Annotated in this window: 18 protein-coding genes; 6 read left to right on the forward strand and 12 right to left on the reverse strand. The window is 71.4% G+C overall.

Translation table 11 applies throughout. The features are described 5' to 3' along the window. Positions 1–86 precede the first annotated feature (86 nt). Entirely contained in the window at positions 87–1,226 is a 1,140-nt protein-coding gene (locus O2L52_RS04275) for a sensor histidine kinase (RefSeq protein WP_270114086.1), read from the forward strand. Further along, positions 1,223–1,894, forward strand: coding sequence for a response regulator transcription factor (locus O2L52_RS04280; RefSeq protein WP_344472254.1), 672 nt, complete (start codon positions 1,223–1,225; stop codon positions 1,892–1,894). Before O2L52_RS04275 ends, O2L52_RS04280 begins: the two co-directional genes overlap by 4 nt. Here O2L52_RS04280 and O2L52_RS04285 read toward each other — a convergent pair whose 3' ends face one another. Continuing rightward, positions 1,895–2,506: a hypothetical protein gene (locus O2L52_RS04285; RefSeq protein ID WP_270114088.1), complete on the reverse strand. Its 612-nt coding sequence runs from the start codon at positions 2,504–2,506 to the stop codon at positions 1,895–1,897. Positions 2,507–2,679: 173 nt separating this feature from the next. Between O2L52_RS04285 and O2L52_RS04290 the strand changes: the two genes are divergently transcribed. Together O2L52_RS04290 and O2L52_RS04295 are read left to right on the forward strand one after the other, a co-directional pair. Next, positions 2,680–4,809, forward strand: coding sequence for an MMPL family transporter (locus tag O2L52_RS04290; protein WP_270114089.1), 2,130 nt, complete (start codon positions 2,680–2,682; stop codon positions 4,807–4,809). A gap of 189 nt (positions 4,810–4,998) precedes the next feature. Further along, entirely contained in the window at positions 4,999–5,940 is a 942-nt protein-coding gene (locus tag O2L52_RS04295) for a LysR family transcriptional regulator (protein WP_270114090.1), read from the forward strand. Positions 5,941–6,290: 350 nt separating this feature from the next. On the opposite strand, the gene O2L52_RS04300 is transcribed toward O2L52_RS04295, so the two are convergent. Both O2L52_RS04300 and O2L52_RS04305 read right to left on the reverse strand, forming a co-directional pair. After that, complete coding sequence (locus O2L52_RS04300) at positions 6,291–6,977, reverse strand: hypothetical protein (protein ID WP_270114091.1); 687 nt, start codon at positions 6,975–6,977, stop codon at positions 6,291–6,293. A gap of 9 nt (positions 6,978–6,986) precedes the next feature. Next, a complete protein-coding gene (locus O2L52_RS04305; RefSeq protein WP_270114092.1) occupies positions 6,987–7,196 on the reverse strand; it encodes a hypothetical protein in 210 nt (69 codons plus the stop codon). Positions 7,197–7,337: 141 nt separating this feature from the next. On the opposite strand from O2L52_RS04305, the gene O2L52_RS04310 reads away from it, so the two are divergent. Then, positions 7,338–7,898 carry an HdeD family acid-resistance protein gene (locus O2L52_RS04310; protein WP_270114093.1) on the forward strand — a complete coding sequence of 187 codons (561 nt, stop codon included), beginning with the start codon at positions 7,338–7,340 and terminating at the stop codon, positions 7,896–7,898. A gap of 76 nt (positions 7,899–7,974) precedes the next feature. Further along, positions 7,975–8,487 (forward strand): hypothetical protein, encoded by a 513-nt coding sequence (locus O2L52_RS04315; protein WP_270114094.1) that lies wholly within the window; start codon positions 7,975–7,977, stop codon positions 8,485–8,487. A 58-nt stretch (positions 8,488–8,545) separates the two neighbouring features. Here the strand turns inward: O2L52_RS04315 and argH are convergent, their stop codons facing one another. The 9 genes from argH to O2L52_RS04360 all read right to left on the reverse strand — a co-directional run bounded on the left by argH (position 8,546) and on the right by O2L52_RS04360 (position 18,090). Continuing rightward, positions 8,546–9,940, reverse strand: coding sequence for an argininosuccinate lyase (gene argH, locus O2L52_RS04320; RefSeq protein ID WP_270114095.1), 1,395 nt, complete (start codon positions 9,938–9,940; stop codon positions 8,546–8,548). 31 nt (positions 9,941–9,971) lie between these two features. Next, a complete protein-coding gene (locus O2L52_RS04325; RefSeq protein WP_270114096.1) occupies positions 9,972–10,523 on the reverse strand; it encodes an arginine repressor in 552 nt (183 codons plus the stop codon). 16 nt (positions 10,524–10,539) lie between these two features. Continuing rightward, positions 10,540–11,457 carry an ornithine carbamoyltransferase gene (argF, locus tag O2L52_RS04330; RefSeq protein WP_344472567.1) on the reverse strand — a complete coding sequence of 306 codons (918 nt, stop codon included), beginning with the start codon at positions 11,455–11,457 and terminating at the stop codon, positions 10,540–10,542. A gap of 50 nt (positions 11,458–11,507) precedes the next feature. Then, positions 11,508–12,710 (reverse strand): acetylornithine transaminase, encoded by a 1,203-nt coding sequence (locus O2L52_RS04335; RefSeq protein ID WP_270114098.1) that lies wholly within the window; start codon positions 12,708–12,710, stop codon positions 11,508–11,510. Next, entirely contained in the window at positions 12,707–13,609 is a 903-nt protein-coding gene (gene argB / locus O2L52_RS04340; RefSeq protein ID WP_270114099.1) for an acetylglutamate kinase, read from the reverse strand. Before argB ends, O2L52_RS04335 begins: the two co-directional genes overlap by 4 nt. Beyond that, positions 13,606–14,760, reverse strand: a complete 1,155-nt coding sequence (gene argJ, locus O2L52_RS04345; RefSeq protein WP_270114100.1) for a bifunctional glutamate N-acetyltransferase/amino-acid acetyltransferase ArgJ — start codon at positions 14,758–14,760, stop codon at positions 13,606–13,608. Before argJ ends, argB begins: the two co-directional genes overlap by 4 nt. Next, positions 14,757–15,770 carry an N-acetyl-gamma-glutamyl-phosphate reductase gene (gene argC, locus O2L52_RS04350; RefSeq protein ID WP_270114101.1) on the reverse strand — a complete coding sequence of 338 codons (1,014 nt, stop codon included), beginning with the start codon at positions 15,768–15,770 and terminating at the stop codon, positions 14,757–14,759. The genes argJ and argC overlap by 4 nt, the downstream gene beginning before the upstream one ends. A gap of 440 nt (positions 15,771–16,210) precedes the next feature. Further along, entirely contained in the window at positions 16,211–16,852 is a 642-nt protein-coding gene (locus O2L52_RS04355; protein WP_270114102.1) for a response regulator, read from the reverse strand. Next, the gene (locus O2L52_RS04360) at positions 16,849–18,090 is read right to left on the reverse strand and encodes a sensor histidine kinase (RefSeq protein ID WP_270114103.1); all 1,242 of its coding nucleotides are present in this window, start codon (positions 18,088–18,090) and stop codon (positions 16,849–16,851) included. The genes O2L52_RS04355 and O2L52_RS04360 overlap by 4 nt, the downstream gene beginning before the upstream one ends. Between the last annotated feature and the right edge of the window lie 7 nt (positions 18,091–18,097).

Here is an 18,097-nt window from a genome sequence, read left to right on the forward strand (position 1 = left end):
CCCCCGCGGGGCGCCCCCCCCCCCCCCCCGCCCCCCCCCGCCCCCCGCCCCCCCCCCCCCCCCCCGCTCCTCTTACGCTTGGAGGCGTGCTGCACCGCTTCTCGATCTCCCGGATGGACCTGCTCGTCGGGGCCGTCAACGCCGTGATCGTGCTGACCTGGACGTTCGCGCAGTGGGTGCTCCACGTGCGCGACACGCAGGGGCTCAACGAGGACCTGGCGTGGGCGATGATGTTCGTCTCAGTGGCGGTCCTGTTCTTCCGCAGCGCTTTCCCGCTCACCGTGGCGCTGGTGTCGATGGCGGCGACGATCGTGTACTACCCGGCGTCGTCGACGGACGGGCCGATGCTCATGGCGTTCGTGATCGCCCTGTACACGCTGGCCGCGCTGGGGCGCATCGCCGCCGCGGCGGTGATCGCCGGGCTGGTGTTCCTGATCGTGGTGATCTCGGAGTACCTGGCGGGCTTCGCGCACATGACCGCGAGCGAGACGCTCATGCTCAGCGGGTGGATCATCGCGGTCCCGGCGATCGGCGCGGTCGTGGCGCACTACCGGCGGTACCGGGCGGAGACCGAGGTGGCCCTGGCGGAGACGCAGCTGCGGAGCGTCGCGGAGGAGCGGCTGCGGATCGCGCGGGAGCTGCACGACGCGGTCGGGCACCACCTGTCGCTCATCAACGTGCAGACCTCGGCGGCGCTGCGGAAGCTGCGCAAGGACCCGCTGTACCGGACCGAGGAGACGCTGCAGGTGATCGCCGAGACGAGCCGGTCGTCGCTGCGGGAGCTGCGGGCGATGGTCGGGGTGCTGCGCGAGCCCGGGGAGGACTCGCCGACCGGTCCGGGGCCGAGCCTGGAGCAGCTGCCGCTGCTGGTCGACGCGGCGCGGGCGTCGGGGCTCGAGGTGGAGCTGCGCGTGGACGGCCGGGCGGTGCTGCCGGTGGCGGTGGACGCGGCGGCGTACCGGGTGGTGCAGGAGTCGCTGACGAACGTGCTGCGGCACGCGAAGGCGCAGCGGGTGCAGATCAAGGTGGTCACGGGGACGTCGACGCTGGCGGTGGCCGTGCTCGACGACGGGGTGGGCGACGGCAAGGGCGCCAAGGGGCCGGGCAACGGGCTGACGGGTATGCGCGAACGGGCCGAGAGCCTCGGCGGTACCTTCAACGCGGGGCCGCGCGGTGACGGCGGCTTCTCGGTCGAGGCCACGTGGCCGCTGGAGGTTGACAAGTGATCCGGGTGATGCTGGTTGATGATCAGCGGCTGGTGCGGGCGGGGTTCGCCTCGATCCTCGGCGACGAGGAGGACATCGAGCTGGTCGCGGAGGCGGGCGACGGGTCCGAGGCGCTGGAGCTGGCGCGGCGGCACCGCCCCGACGTGGTGCTCATGGACATCCGCATGCCCAATGTGGACGGCCTGGAGGCGACCGAGCGGATCGGCCGGGACCCCAAGCTCGACGGCGTCAAAGTGGTGATCCTGACGACCTTCGACGAGGACGACTACGTGTACCGGGCGCTGCGCGCGGGCGCGAGCGGATTCCTCGTGAAGGACACCGATCCGGACGAACTGATCCACGCGATCCGGGTGGTCGCCGTGGGCGAGGCGCTCATCGCGCCGCGGGTGACGCGGCGGCTCATCGCGGAGTTCGCCGGGCGCGTGGCCCGGCCGGAGCCGAGTTCGAAGCTGAACGCGCTCACCGAGCGCGAGACCGAGGTGCTCAAGCTCGTGGCCACGGGCATGAGCAACGACGAGATCGCCGGGTCCCTGTTCCTCTCTCCCGCGACGGCGAAGACGCACGTCAGTCGCATCATGTCGAAGCTCTCGGCGCGCGACCGGGCGCAGCTGGTCGTCACGGCGTACGAATCGGGGCTCGTGCGTCCTACCTGGACAGACGGGTCGTAACTACCGGTCGCGGGGGGCTTTGAGGAGCTCTTCGTAGTCGGCGGCCTCGACGGGGTCGAGCACGGCGAGGCGCCTGAGGAGCTCGGCCTCGGCCGAGCGGCTCTCGGCCTCTTCGGGTGACGCCGCCTGCCAGGCGAGGCGGTGGGTCTCGGCCTCGGTGGCCGGGTCGAGCACGACCAGGGTCTCGGCGAGATCGACGACGTAGTGCGCCGGGCGCGCCAGCGGCGCGACCTCCCGGATCACGTCCTCCGGGCGGGCCTTGCCGCCCGCGCGGCGGTGGGCGAGGACGTCGGCGGCTTTGACGAGGATCGCGGCCGCGACTCCACCGGCGATGAGCCCGAGGAAGATCGCGGGGCCGGCCTCGAGCGGGGTCAGCAGGACCGCGCTCGTCGCGCCGATCGCCGAGACGAGGACGTACACCAGCATGCTCTCGGGGCGGTGCATGAAGTCGTACCAGGGCGGCACGGGGCCGGCGAACCCGTCGAGGGCCCGGTCCAGCCGGGTCGCGGCCTCGTCCGTGCCGGACGACCGGTCGGGGGCGGTGATGATCGCCTTCTTGGTGCGCGCGCCGCGCACGATCCAGGCGATGCCTTCGACGTAGGGCTCGTTCATGCGGGGGTTCCTGTCCAGGGGCGACGGGGGCAGGAGCAGTCTATGCGGCCCCGTCCAGGCTCCCGTGCGACTGGTGGCGTAGGCCGGACGGTGCGGCTCATCCCTGGGACGTAGTGCGAATACCGCTGCTGAGGCGATGCGGCGGAGCGCGTCCGACGGCGAGAGTTGCCGGCATGGAACCACACCTTGCCTCGAAGCCCTCGGCGCTCGCGCGGCTGTCCGGCTGGACGCAGCGCCGCCCGCTGATCGCACTCCTCCTCTGGGTCCTCGTGTTCGCCGCCGCGATCGGCGCCTCCGGCGCGGTCGGCTCGGCCTTCGAAGACGACAACTCGATGCCCGGCACCGAGTCGCAGGAGCTCTCCGACCTGCTCGACGAGCGCGCCCCTGAGGCGAACGAGCTCACCGTGCAGGTGGTCTTCGGCGCCGAGGACGTCGCCGCCGAGCAGGACCGCATCGCGGCCTTCCTCGCCGACCTGGGCGACGAGCCGGGCGTGACCGGCGTGAACGACCCGTTCGCCGAGTACGGCGCCGTCAGCGAGGACGGCACGGTCGGCTACGCCACGCTGACCTGGGACGGCACCACCGCCGAGGCGGCCGACCTGATCCCGAAGGCCGAGGAGGCCTCCAGCGACGGCCTCGAGTTCGCACTGGGCGGCGACGTCATCCGCGAGGCGGGCGAAGGCGGCGGCGGTGCGGCCGAGGGCATCGGCATGCTCGCGGCGCTCGTCATCCTCGTGTTCATGTTCGGGTCCCTGCTGGCCGCGAGCCTCCCGCTCATCACCGCGCTGTTCGCGGTGGGCACCGCGTTCTGCCTGTCGATGCTCGTGTCCCATGCGGTCACGCTGCCGACGTTCCTGACGCCCATCATGTTCCTCGTCGGCTTCGGCGTGGGCGTGGACTACGCGCTCCTGATCTTCGCCCGCTTCCGCGCCGAGATCCAGCACGGCGCGAGCCGCAGGGCCGCCGCCGCCATCGCACTCGACACGGCCGGACGCTCGGTCCTGTTCGCCGGCTCCGTGGTGATCGTGGCGCTCATGGGCCTCTTCGCGCTCGGCCTCGGCTCGCTCCAGGCGGTCGCGATCGCGGTGGCGCTCACCGTGCTCGTGACGATGCTCGCCTCGGTGACGCTGCTGCCCGCGCTGCTGGCGCTGTTCGGCAAGCGGATCGAGAAATCGGTGCGCAAGAAGGCCGCGAGGGCCAAGCGCGCCCCCGGCTCGCGCTGGGTCGGCTGGTCGCGGTTCGTGGAGAAGCAGGCGTGGCTCGCGATCATCGTGGTCACCGCCGGACTCGTCGCCCTCGCGACGCCGCTGCTGGACCTGCGCCTCGGCTTCGCCGACGCCGGGACCGACACCGAGGGCACGACCAGCCGCGAGGCGTACGACCTGCTCTCCGACGGGTTCGGGGAGGGCTTCAACGGCCCGCTCATGGTCGTCACCGACGGCACCGAGGCCGAGGCGAACGCCGCGTTCGCGGCCATGAACGGCCTCGACACGGTCGCGATGGCCTCCCCGCCGTTCGCGATCGGCGACGACCTGTGGATGTCGACTGTCGTGGGCACCGCCGGACCCGCCGACCAGGCCACTGTTGACCTCGTGCATGAACTGCGCGACGACGTGCTGAACGAGGTCGAGGGCACGCAGCTCGTCGGCGGCTCCACCGCCGCCGCGATCGACTTCAGCGACATCATGATCGAGAAGGCGCCGCTGTTCCTGCTGTTCGTGGTCGGGCTCTCGCTCCTGCTGCTGATGGTCGTGTTCCGGTCGGTCCTCATCCCGATCAAGGCCGCGATCCTCAACCTCATGACGATCGGCGCGAGCCTCGGCGTGGTCGCGTGGATCTTCCAGGAGGGCATGTTCGGCATCCCGGCCGGCCCGGTCGAGGCGTTCGTGCCGGTGATGTCCTTCGCGATCATCTTCGGCCTCTCGATGGACTACGAGGTGTTCCTCATGTCGCGGATGCGCGAGGAGTGGCAGCGCACCGGCGACCCGGTCGAAGCGGTCCGCAGGGGCCTGGCGTCCACGGGCGGCGTGGTGACCGCCGCGGCCGCGATCATGATGGCGGTCTTCGGATCGTTCGTCCTCGACGACGCCCGCCTGCTCCAGCAGTTCGGCATCAGCATGGCCGTCGCGATCTTCATCGACGCCTTCGTGATCCGCTGCCTCCTCGTCCCGGCGATCATGAAGGTCATGGGCCGGGGCGCCTGGTGGATGCCGAAGTGGCTCGACAAGGCCATGCCGCACGTGACCGTGGAGCCCGAGACCGAGGCCAGGCCGCTCGAACGCGAACCGGTCCCCGCCCGCTAGACCTCAACGGAAACAGGAGCATCAGGGACCCGGCGCTCCGCGCCGGGTCCCTGATGTTCTCCGCGCGCAATGCCCGGCCCTCCCTGCGGCCCCACCCGCGTTGGGCGCAGGTCGGGTTCACCGTGAATAATCGTCGTTCAACAGGGCTCAGCGATCGTTGAGCGAGATTGAACGGTGGAGGTGAACGCGTTGGAGCGGCAAGAGATCGAGGCGTTCCTCATCTTGTGCGAGGAGCTGCACTTCGGGCGCACCGCCAAGCGCATGCTCATCTCTCCAGCCCGCGTCACCCAGCTCATCCAGAAGGCGGAGCGGCTGGTCGGGGCGCCGCTCTTCGAGCGCACCAGCCGGGGTGTGGTCCTCACCGAGCTCGGGCAGCGCTTCCGGCAGGACCTCGAACCCGCTCATGAGGCCGTCCAGGAGGCCGTGCGCCGCGCGGTCGACTCAGGCCGCGGCATCACCGGCGTGCTGCGACTGGGCTTCCTCGGCACCACGAACGGCATGCACCTGCTCGAACTCGGCCGCGCCTTCGAGGCGAAGCATGAGGGAGCCACCACCAGGCTGCTGCTGGAATCCGAGGTCGGCGACCGGCTTCGCCCCCTCGTCGAGGACCGGGTGGACCTCATGGCCACGCTCCTCCCGGTCTCCGACCACGACATCGTGGTCGGACCGGTCATCCTCCGCGAGCGGCTGGTCATGGCCATGTCGGCCGACCACCCGCTCGCGAAGCGGGAGCAGTCCTCCATGGAGGATCTCGCCGACTACCCGGTGATCGCCTCCTCGTCCAAGGACGAGCTGTGGATCGAGCACTTCGTCCCGCGGCGGACGCCCTCGGGGCGACCGATCGATCGCGCCTACAGCGTCGACACGCTCCAAGCGGGAATGGCGTTCATCGCCTCCAGGCCGACCATCGGCCCGATCATCACGCAGTTCGCCATGTTCAACCAGCACGCGGGCATCACCTACCGCCCGATCGAGCAGGCACCGGTCATCGAATCGGCGCTCGTCTGGCCCGCGGCCAAGGAGAACGAGCTGATCCGCGCCTTCGCGCGCGTCGCCGAGGAGCACGGCCCGGTGGAACTCGAATGGGACCCGCTCGCGCCTACCTCGCCCGGCGCGGGCGACGCCGTTTGAGACGCACGGCCGCATACCGGCCGCATCGAGCGGGACGCGCCGCACCGGACATCACCTGGCGGAGCCGGATCCAGTTCAGCCGCAACCGGACTACGGCGAGGGATCGCCGGACCGACCACATGCGGCGCGCACGCAGCAGACAGAGGCGCAGCCGCGTCGCGACCGCGACGGACCTGGCCGGCGCAGTGCGTTCACGGCCGACGGCCGCCGGAGGGAATGCGACGGCACGCGGTCCGAAGTGCTCTATGTCCATTGCGGTGGTCCTCGGGGTTCGTTCCGCTTCTGCGGCTCACCCCTCAATCCTCACCGCTCCCACCCGCCCCGGCAATGGCGATCTCCTGAAAGCGGATTCAGCGAGGGTCAACGGCCGACGGCGAACACGCGGCCTTCCTGAACGCCTCGATCTCCTCCGGGCTCGACAGCCGCACGACCGCACCGATCTCGGCCATGTACCGGCGCTGCCCGGCGGGGAAGCGGGCGAACACCTTGGCCGGGTCCGCCAGGAGGTCCGCGTAGATCTCGAGGCCCTCGGCGTAGAAGAGGTCGACCAGGCGCGGCTCGCCCGCAGGGGTCGCCATGACGTTGCTCGGGTTGCGGTCGAGGCCGCCCCAGTACGGGACCGCCTCCGCCGCTTCGGCGCTCAGCCGCCCGGCCTCGGCCCGGACCGCCGCGATCGGTCCCTCGGTCTCGGCGTCCCAGTCCCGCCACACCTCGGCGGCCCGGTCCTTGTCCGTGGGGACCAGGAACTCCATCACCGTGAGCCGCCCGCCGCCCTCGAGCGGCGCGTCGAGCTCGATCCGCGGCAGCAGCGGGTTGCCCGCCAGCGCGCGGCACAGCCGCACGAACACCGCGTAAGCCGGCTCGAACGGGCTCACCCTCGCGGCCAGCTCGCCGTCCGGAGAGCGCCACACCGTCGCCCAGTCCCCCGCGCCGCACACGTTCCACCCGTCGGCCAGCAGCCACCCGGCCGCCTCCCGATGGCTCAACGCCGCCAACGCGGCCGGATCGGTCGGGAATCCCCGCAGCACATCACTCACGCCCGCAGCCTACGCAGCGCCCCCGCACCGGCGAAACGCCTTTTCCGCCCCGCCGACGCATGCGACTCTCGCCGCGTCGGCCCGCGCTTGTTCTTCCTGGGAGCACTGCTCGAGGCTGCGCAGCGCGCGTCGGAGCACGTCAGCGTCGCTCTCGCCCTCGTGCGCGAGGGTCCGGATGATGCGCTCGTCATCGGCGTCGGGGCGAAAGCGAATGAACATGTGCCGAGTTTCCCGCAACGGCTCGCCTCGCTCTCGGAGGCGTCCGCCGTGTCGCGTTTTCGGGGAAGGCGCACTGTCCGCCCCGGTTGGGTCTAGCCTCGGGGATAGGAGCGTTATCGCAGGTGGAACGGGGTGGATGCGATGATCGAATTGCTCGCGAGGAACTGGGCCTGGGTGCTGGTTCGCGGTGCCTTCACGATCATCTTCGGGGCCATGGCCGTGCTCTGGCCCGGGATCACGCTGTACGTGCTCATCATCCTGTTCGGCGCCTACGCCATCGTGGACGGCATCACCGCGATCGCCATGGGCGCGAGGCGGTCCCGAGGGCGGGGCGTCCTGATCGTCATGGGCGTCGTCGGCGTGGTCGCCGGTCTCATCGCCCTGTTCTGGCCCGGGATCAGCGCGCTCGCGCTGCTCTACGTGATCGCGATCTGGGCGATCATCTCCGGCCTCGTCTCGATCGTGAGCGGCTTCGGCCTCTCGCGGGACGCGGGCGGGCGCTGGCTGTTCGTCATCTCCGGCCTCGCCGGGGTCGTCCTGGGCATCCTGCTGCTGATCAACCCCGAGGAGGGCGCGGTCGCGCTGGTCGTGACCATCGGGTTCTTCGCGATCATCTGGGGCTTCTTCACGGTGTTCACCGCGGTGCGGCTGCAGCGCCTGGCCAAGGAGCTTGACGCCCGCCAGGACTTCGCGGATATTTAGGACTGTAAATATAAGACGGAGCGCGGGGTTGGGCGCGCCCCCTCAGACGACACACGCCTTAGAACACGGAGTCGCCATGCACCCCCCGCAACACGCCGTCCGCAATGCCGTGAGGGCCGCCTCGGTGGTCCTCGCAGCGCTGTTCACGATCCTGGCCGCCGCCACCCCCGCCTCGGCCGCGCCGACCTCCTTCAGCGCCTCGGACCGGGGCGAGGACGGATGCACGGTCTTCGAGACCGCCGGCCAGGCGGACTGGTCCGTCAACAGCATCCCCGAGATGCCGCCGGTCGAGCTCACCGGCAAGACCTACACGTACGCCGACGGCCACATGTGCCTGCCGGTCGTGCCGCGTGACCGCCACGTCGAGTTCATCGGGTACGACCGGTACGGCAAGCCGATCGCCGAACTCGCCGTTCCCGTCTCGGTCGACGGCGGGTCCGAGTACACCGAGTACCTCGTCGGGCCCTACGGCACTCGGATCGCGTACGTGACCGTCGCCGTCTGCGTCACGCAGCCCGCGACCGGTTCGGGCGCGGTGCGCGACTGCGGCGCGACGCAGGTCGTCTATCCGCAGCCCGCCCGCGGCTAGAACGAGCGAAAGCGGCCCGTGCGTCGCACGGGCCGCTTTGCTTCGAGCGGGTGGACCGCTAGGCGGCCCAGGCCTTCCAGGCGTCGATCTGCTCGCGCACCTGCGCCAGCTGGTCGGCCACCGGCTTCGGGCCGGTGGAGCCCGGCGTGGTGCGGCCCGCGAGGGCGCCGTCCACATCGAGCACCGCCTTGACCGACGGGTCGAGGTGCGCGGAGATCCCCGCCAGGTCGGCGTCGGCGATCTCGTGCAGCTCGATGCCGCGCGACTCGCAGTGGGACACGCAGGACCCGGCGATCTCGTGGGCGCTGCGGAACGGGACGCCCTTGCGCACCAGCCAGTCCGCGATCTCCGTGGCGAGGCTGAAGCCCGTGGGGGCCGAGGCGCGCGGCACCTCGACGTTGAACCGCATGGTCGCGACCATGCCCGTGACGGCCGGGAGCAGGAGCGCCAGGTTGTCGAGCGAGTCGAACACCGGCTCCTTGTCCTCCTGGAGGTCCTTGTTGTACGTGAACGGCAGGCCCTTGAGCGTGACGAGCAGGCCGGTCAGGTTGCCGACGAGGCGGCCGGACTTGCCGCGCGCGAGCTCGGCGACATCCGGGTTCTTCTTCTGCGGCATGATCGACGAGCCCGTGGAGAACGCGTCGTCGAGCTTGACCCAGCCGAACTCCTGGCTCGACCAGAGGATGACCTCCTCCCCCAGGCGGGAGAGGTGGATGCCGACCATCGAGCACACGAACAGCAGCTCCGCCGCGAAGTCGCGGTCGGAGACGCCGTCGAGCGAGTTCGCGACGGGGCCGTCGAAGCCGAGCTCCTCGGCCACGGCGACCGGGTCGAGCGGCAGCGACGAGCCCGACAGCGCACCCGAGCCCAGCGGGGACAGCGCGGCGCGCTTGTCCCAGTCCCGCAAGCGGTCCAGGTCGCGCAGGAGGCCCTGCGCATGGGCCAGGAGCTGGTGCCCGAGGGTGATCGGCTGGGCGTGCTGGAGGTGGGTCATGCCCGGCGCGGGCGCGTCCACGAGGCCGGCCGCCTGCTCGGTCAGCGCGCTGACGAGGTCCGTGAGGTCGGCGGCGAGGCCCTTCGCGTGGTCGCGGCAGTACAGGCGCAGGTCCGTGGCGATCTGGTCGTTGCGCGAGCGGCCGGCGCGGAGCTTGCCGCCGAGGTCGCCGAGGCGCTCGACGAGGCCGCGTTCCAGCGCGGTGTGCACGTCCTCGTCGGCCACGGTGCCGGTGAAGGCCCCGGAGGCGACGTCGTCGCCCAGCTCGTCGAGGGCGGTGAGCATCGTCGCGAGCTCGTCAGCGGTGAGCAGCCCGGCCCGGTTGAGCACGCGCGCATGGGCTTTGGAGGCTTTGAGGTCGTACGGCGCGAGGCGCCAGTCGAACCCGATCGAGGCGTTCAGGGCCTCGAGGGCGGCGGCCGGGCCGCCCGAGAAGCGGCCTCCCCACAGTTTCGCCATTACGCCGCGTCTCCCTTGGTGTGCTTGACGGTCATTGCTGGTGCTCCTTGGCGTCGTTCGCCGACGCGGTCTCGTCGGTGGCGTACGGGTCGGGCCCCTTGCCGGCCCAGTGCAGCATCTGGTCGGCCACGTGCGCGCCGGTGACGCCGTCGCGGGCGATTACGGCGATCGTGTCGTCCCCGGCGATCGTGCCGATCACGTCGTGCAGTCCCGAGCGGTCGATGGCGCTGGCCAGGTACTGGGCCGCGCCGGGCGGGCAGCGCAGGACGGCCATGTTCCCGGAGTGGTCGGCGCCGACGAGGAGTTCGCGCAGGAGCCGCTGGAGCCGGTCCGAGGCGATCTCCGTGTCGCGAAGGGGCCGTTCGCCTTCCGCGAAGATCGAGTAGACCGCCGAGCCGCCGTCGGTGCCGCGCACCTTGACCGCGCCGAGTTCCTCGAGGTCGCGCGAGAGCGTGGCCTGGGTGGCCTCGATGCCGTCGGCGGCGAGGAGGTTCGCGAGCTCGGTCTGGGAGCGGATCGGGCTGCCCGAGATGAGCTCGACGATGCGGGCCTGCCGGGCGGCCTTCGTGGTCGGCTGGTTCATCGTCGCGCACCCCGGTTCATCGCTGCTCCTTCAGGAGCCAGGCGAGGAGGGCCTTCTGGGCGTGGAGCCGGTTCTCGGCCTGGTCGAACACGAGCGAGTGCGGGCCGTCCATCACCTCGTCGGTGATCTCCTCGCCGCGGTGGGCGGGGAGGCAGTGGAGGACGATCGCGTCGTCGGCGGCGTGCGCGAGGAGTTCGGCGTTGAGCTGGTACGCGGTGAGCGTCTGGATCCGGTTCTCGCTGTCGGCCATGCCCATCGAGACCCACGCGTCGGTCGAGACGACGTCCGCGCCGGCGACGGCCTCGACCGGATCGGTGGTGACGACCACGGAGCCGCCGGTCTCGGCGTTGATCTCGGCCGCGCGGGCCAGGACCTCGTCCGCGGGCTGGAAGCCGTCGGGCGCGCCGATGCGGACGTGCATCCCGGCCATCGAGCAGGCGATCACCGTGGAGTTGCCCATGTTGAACGCGGCGTCGCCGAGGTAGGCGATGCTCGTGCCCTTGAGCGGCTTGTGCTCGGCGATGGTCTGGAGGTCGGCGAGGAGCTGGCAGGGGTGCCAGCCGTCGGTGAGCGCGTTGACGACCGGGACGCTCGCGTTCGCGGCGAGCTCCTGGATGCGGTCGTCGCCGAAGGTGCGGATCACGATCGCGCTGGTGTACCGCGAGAGGACCCGGGCGGTGTCGGCGACGGTCTCGCCGCGGCCGAGCTGCGTCGACTGGGCGTCGATCACGACCGAGTGGCCGCCGAGCTCGCTGATGCCGATGTCGAAGGACAGGCGGGTGCGGGTCGAGGGCTTCTCGAAGACGACCGCGACGGACTTGGGGCCCGCGAGCGCGCGGAAGCCGTAGCGGTCGGCCTTCATCTTCGCGGCGAGGTCGAGGACCTCGGCCTGCTGCGCGACGGTGAGGTCGTCGTCCCGCAGGAAGTGCTTCAGGTGCGGCGCGGCCGAGCGCTTCGGGTTCGGCGGCGCCGGGGGCGTGACGGTCACGGTCGGCCTCCGGGGGCGGGCAGCACGATGTCGAGGGCTTCGATGAGCTTGTCGCAGAACGTGTCCAACTCCGATGCGGTGATCGTGAGCGGGGGCGCGATCCGGATCGTGTCGGGGCGGGGGGCGTTGGCGAGCACGCCGAGGCCGACGAGGCGCTCGACCGCTTCGGCCGCGACGGGCTCGGCGAGGTTGATGCCGCGCCACAGCGCCTGGCCGCGGACCTCGGTGATCCGGGGGTCGGCGAGGAGCCGGTCGTCGAGGCGCTGCCCGAGCTCCAGCACGTTCTCGAAGAGGTGGTCCCGCTCGATCGTGTCGATCACCGCGAGGGACGCGGCGCACGCGATCGGATTGCCGCCGAAGGTGGAGCCGTGGACGCCCTTGGTGAAGAGCGCGGCCGCCTCCTCGGTGGCGAGGACCGCGCCGATCGGGACGCCGCCGCCGAGGCCCTTCGCGAGGGTCACGACGTCGGGGACGATCCCTTCGGCGTGGTGTGCGAACCAGGCGCCGGTGCGCCCGAAGCCGGACTGGATCTCGTCGAGGACCAGCAGTGCGTTGTGCTCGGTCGTGAGGGCCCTGGCGGTCTTGAGGTATCCGGCCGGGGCGGGGATGACGCCGGTCTCGCCCTGGGTGGGTTCGAGGAACACCGCGGAGACGGTGTCGTCGACCGCGGCCTTGAGCGCGTCGGCGTCGCCGTAGGGCACGAACACGACGTCGCGGCCGTAGGGCCCGAAGGGCTCGCGGATGGCGGCCTTGCCGGTGATCGACAGCGCGCCGAGGGAGCGGCCGTGGAAGCCTTGTTCGGTGGCCACGATCCGGGATCTGCCGTGGGCGGTGCCGTGGAGGATCGCGAGCTTGAGCGCGGCCTCGTTCGCCTCGGTGCCCGAGTTGCAGAGGAAGGCCCTGCCGGGGTTGCCCCACAGGTCGAGCAGCTTCTCGGCGAGCTCGACCTCCTTCTCGTGCAGGAAGAGGTTCGAGGTGTGGGCGAGGCGGGCGGCCTGCTGGCTGATCGCCTCGACCAGCGCGGGGTGGTTGTGGCCGAGGCTGGAGACGGCGATGCCGCCGATCATGTCCAGGTACGTGTTGCCGTCCACATCGGTCACGTAGCGGCCCTCGCCCTCGCGGATGGCGACGGGGGGGAGGCCGTAGTTGCCCATGAGGGCCGCGGTGTACCGGGCCTTGATCTGCTCCGAATAGGTCATTTCGACTCCTGGACCATGGTGCCGACGCCGTCGGTCGTGAAGATCTCCAGCAGGGTGGAGTGGGGGACGCGCCCGTCGATGACGTGCGCCTGGGGGACGCCGCCCTGGACCGCGCGCAGGCAGGCCTCCATCTTGGGGACCATGCCCGCCTGCAGGGACGGCAGCATCTCCGCGAGCCGGTCGGTGGTGACCTGCCGCAGGAGCGAGTCCTTGTCCGGCCAGTTCTCGTAGAGGCCTTCGACGTCGGTGAGGACGATGAGCTTCTGCGCGCCGAGGGCCTCGGCGAGCGCGGCCGCGGCGGTGTCGGCGTTGAGGTTGTAGAGCACGCCGTCGTGGTCGAGCGCCACAGTGGAGACCACCGGGATGCGCCCGGCGTCGATGAGGTCGTCCACGGCGGCGGTGTTGACGGACGCGACGTCGCCGACGCGGCCGACGTCGACCTGCTCGCCGTCCACGTCCGCCCAGCGGCGCTTCGCGGTGAACAGCTGCGCGTCCTCGCCGGACATGCCGACGGCGAACGGCCCGTGGTTGTTGATGAGCCCCACCAGTTCCCGGCCGACCTGGCCGACCAGGACCATCCGGACCACGTCCGCGGCCTCAGGGGTGGTGACGCGCAGGCCGCCCTTGAACTCGGAGGCGATGTCGAGCCTCGCGAGCATCGAGGAGATCTGCGGGCCCCCGCCGTGCACCACCACGGGCTTGATGCCCACGTAGTGCAGGAACACCATGTCGGCGGCGAACGCGGCCTGCAGCTCGGGGTTGATCATGGCGTTGCCGCCGTACTTGACCACCACGATGGAGCCGGTGAAGCGCTGGAGCCACGGCAGGGCCTCGATGAGGGTCTCGGCCTTGCCGAGGGCCTTCTGGAGGTGCGGGGCGAGGTCGTCGATCGCGCTCATGTGCTGTACGCCGAATTCTCGTGAACGTAGTCGTGGGACAGGTCGTTGGTCCAGATCGTGGCCGAGGCCGGGCCGTTGTGGAGCTCGATGTCGATCGTCACGTCGCGGCCCTTGAGGTCGACGAGGTCGCGCGGCTCCCCGGCGGCGCCGGCCTTGCAGATCCACACGCCGTTCACGGCCACGTCGACCGCGTCCGCGTCGAACGGCGCCTTCGAGACGCCGACGGCGGCGAGGATGCGGCCCCAGTTCGGGTCGGAGCCGAACAGGGCGGTCTTGACGAGGTTGTCGCGGGCGACGCAGCGGGCGACCTCGACCGCGTCGTCCTCGGTCGCCGCGCCCGAGACGGTGATCGCGACGTCCTTCGTGGAGCCTTCGGCGTCCGAGAGCAGCTGGTGCGCGAGGTCCTTGCACAGCTCGGTGAGCGCGGTGATGAACGCGTCCGCCTCGGCCTCTACGCCGGAGGCGCCCGAGGCGAGGAGGAGCACGGTGTCGTTGGTGGACATCGACCCGTCCGAGTCGAGCCGGTCGAACGAGTACCGGCAGGCGGTGCCCAGCGCGGCGTCGGCGAGCGGCCCGTCGACCACCGCGTCGGTGGTGAGCACGACGAGCATCGTGGCGAGGCCGGGGGCGAGCATGCCAGCGCCCTTCGCGATGCCGCCGACCGACCAGCCGGCGGGACTCGTGACGACGGCGTTCTTCGCCACGGTGTCGGTGGTCATGATCGCGGTCGCGGCCTGCTCGCCGCCATCGTCGTGGAGCGCCGCCGCGGCGGCCTCGACGCCGGGCAGGAGCTTGTCCATCGGCAGCTGCTCACCGATGAGGCCGGTCGAGCAGACCGCGATCTCGACGGCGCCGCAGCCGAGGAGCTCGGCGGTCTTCTCGGCGGTGGCGTGCGTGTTCTGGAAGCCCTGCGCGCCGGTGCAGGCGTTCGCGCCGCCCGAGTTGAGGACGACGGCCTTGAGCTGACCGGTGGTGAGCACCTGCTGGGTCCACTTGACCGGGGCGGCCTTCACGCGGTTGCCGGTGAAGCGGCCCGCGGCGACCTGCAGCGGGCCCTCGTTCACGACGAGCGCCATGTCCGGCTTCCCGGAGGCCTTGAGCCCGGCGGTGACGCCGGAGGCCTTGAAGCCCTTGGGGGACGTGATGGTCACGGTGCCACTCCGTTCACGGTGAGGCCCGCGGCCTCGGGGAGGCCGAGCATGAGGTTGGCGCACTGCACGACCTGGCCGGCCGCGCCCTTGCCGAGGTTGTCGATTGCCGAGGTCACGATGATCCGGCCCGAGTCCTTGTCCACAGTGCCCTGGAGCTGCACGGCGTTCGTGCCGAAGGTGGATGCCGTGGAGGGCCACTGACCTTCGCGCAGGACGCGCACGAAGTGCTCGCCGTCGTAGGCCTTCACCAGCGCGGCGTGCACGTCGGCGGCGGTCACGTCCCCGGTCGCCTTGGCGGTCACCGTGGAGATGATGCCGCGCGGCATCGGCGCCAGCAGCGGCGTCATCGAGATCGAGGCGGCCCCGGAGGCCTGCTTGATCTCGGGGACGTGCTGGTGCGCGCCCACCTTGTACGGGCTCATCGCGCCCATGACCTCGCTGGCGAGGAGATTCTTCTTGGGGGCGTTGCCCGCGCCGGAGGTGCCGGAGGCCGCGACGACCACCACGTCCTCGGGCGAGGCGATCCCCGCGTCGAGGAGCGGCCGCAGGGCGAGAATGGTGGCGACGGCGTAGCAGCCGGTCGCGGCGACCCGCGTCGAAGCGGCGATGGCCTCGCGCTGGCCGGGCAGCTCGGGGAGGCCGTAAGTCCAGGTCCCGGCGTGCGGGCCCGGGTAGTAGGCTTCCCAGGCCGCGGCGTCCTCGAGCCGGTGGTCGGCTCCGAGGTCCACGATCTTCTGGCCGGCCGGGAGCTGGGCGGCGAGCGCGGCCGACTGGCCGTGCGGGAGGGTCATGATGACGAGGTCGGCCTCGGCGAAGGCCTCCGGGGTGGTCGGGGTGAAGCGTCGGTCGCCGTACGCGGTGAGGTGGGGGTGGACTGCGGTGATGTACTCACCGGCGTTGCTGTGCGCGCCCGCGGCGACGACGTCGAGCTGCGGGTGGTCGGCGAGCAGCCGGAGCACCTCGCCCCCGGCGTAACCGCTGGCACCCGCCACGGCGACCTGATAAGTCACTGGAAACCTCCATGCTGAATGACTATGCAGAGTACTGTATCAGCATTCAGGCGTAACAGCGCGGTCGTATTCCGGACACTGGGACGTGATCATCGCCCCCTGCTCGCGACCGGCGACCGCCGCCACGGCCTCCTATTGTTTAGCCTGCTCACGGCAACGACCGGCCGTCGTCCGCCAAGGGTGCCGCCTTCGGCGTACATGCTCACCGGCCAACCGTCCGCCCCGAGACTCCCCCGGCGCGCCCGGTCGCCACCGACACGCCCCGCCCCCCTTCATCGCGCCTGCTCACGGGCGACGGCCCACCGCTGGCCGCCGAGACGCTGCTCCGCTTTCAGCCTGCCCGTCGCATCCGACAGGCAACCCGACCGCCCGATCCCACGCTCTCAGGGTGCCTGCTCGCGGGCGACAACGACCGTTGGCCGCCGAGGCCCGGCCCGCCTTCATCGCGCCTGCTCGCGGGCGAAGATGGCCGCCTGCACCCGGCTCGCCAGACCCAGCTTCGCGAGCACGCGGGTGACGTGCGACTTCACCGTCGCCTCGGCCATTCCCAGCTCGCCCGCGATCTCCGCGTTCGACATCCCTTCGCCGATGAGCGCGAGCACCTCGGTCTCGCGCGGCGTGAGGTTCGCCAGCCCGGCATTGTCGACCGCGATCGGGGCGTAGGCCGGGCGCGAGCGCGCGAACTCGGCGATGAGGCCGCGGGTGACCGCCGGGGAGATGAGGCCGTCGCCGCGCGCGATCGTGCGCACCGCCTCGACCAGGGTCTCGGCGTCCGCGTCCTTGAGCAGGAACCCGCTGGCCCCGGCCCTGAGCGCGTCGAACACGTTCTCGTCCTCGCCGTAGCTGGTCAGCACCAGCACGTCCGCGACCCCGCGCAGCTCGGCCGCCGCGGCGATCCCGTCCTTGCGGGGCATCCGGATGTCCATGACGACCACATCGGGGCGGAGTTCCCCCGCGAGCGCCACGGCCTCGACGCCGTCGGCGGCCTCGCCGACCACCTCGATCTCCTCGGCGCTGTCCAGGAGCATCCGCAGCCCGGCGCGGACCGCCGCGTGGTCGTCGGCGAGCAGGACCTTGATCATCGTTGCGGGCTCCGTTTCGGGAATCGGCTGGTTCCGGGCGATTGCGGCTCAGGTGACTCGAGTCCCCCAGTGGGGATCTCGGCGCGCACCCGCCAGCGGCGGCCCTCAGGTCCGGCCCGGACCTCGCCGCCGAGGATCCGCACCCGCTCGGTCATGCCGACCAGGCCCGCGCCCCCGCTGGGCATGTCGCCGGTGCCCGGGCGCACGGCGTTCTCGACCTCGACGACGATCCACTCGTCCTCGTAGCGGATCGCGACCGAGGCGTCCGAGCCGTACTTCAGCACGTTCGTCAGCGCCTCCTGCACGACCCGGTACGCGGTGAGCTCCACCTCGCCCGGCAGCGCCCGGGCGGTCCCCTCCACGGCGAAGTCCACGTCGAGGCCGACCTTGCGCATCCGCTCGACCAGCTCCGGCACCTGGTCGAGCCGGAACGACGCCAGCTCCTCGCCGGCGCCGCTGTCGGCCGCCCGCAGCAGGCCGATGATCCGCCGCAGTTCCGCCAGGCCCTCCACACTCGAGGAGCGGATGGCGGCCACCGAAGTCCGCACCGTCTCGGCGTCCAGGTCCTTGCGGGCCTGGAGCGCCGTGGACTGCAAGGCGATCGCCGACAGATAGTTCGCGACGGTGTCGTGGAGCTCGCGCGCCATCAGGGTGCGCTCGCGCAGCACCGCCTCGCGGCGGCGCACGTCCGCGAGCCGCGCGGTCTGCTCGGCCCGCTCTGTCTCCAGCGCCGCCCGCTCATGGGCCTGGCGCACGATGATCGCCGAGAAGATCGGCGAGACCAGCACCAGCGCGGCGATCGCCAGCATGCTGAGCACCGCGGCGGCCCGGCCGTCCTCCGCCGCGATGTAGACCCCGGTGGCCAGTACTGCGGCGACCGCGGCCGGCACCATGATCCGCAGCCCGCGCCGCGAACCGTAGCGGGCGTACGCGTACAGGTTGTCGGTGAACACGAACACGACCGCGAGCGAGAACCCGATCGCGATCTCGGCGCCGAAGCCGATGAGGCCCAGCGCGAGCGTCATCCCCGGCCAGGTGCGGCGCAGCACGACGCCGGTGCAGACCAGGACCAGCGGAATGAACCGCACCGCCTGCGGCACCTCGATGCCGAACCGCTCGTAGCTGCCGAGCGCGAGGAGGGCCGAGCCCAGGGCGAACAGCAGGACGGCGGCGATCACGGAGGGGCGCTGCACGCCGCGGAAGCGGTCGGCGAGGGAGCGGCGCGGCGGACTGGTCATGGAACCC

Origin of the sequence: Glycomyces algeriensis (genome assembly GCF_027622855.1) — a bacterium.
Taxonomy (GTDB): Bacteria; Actinomycetota; Actinomycetes; order Mycobacteriales; family Micromonosporaceae; genus Glycomyces; species Glycomyces algeriensis.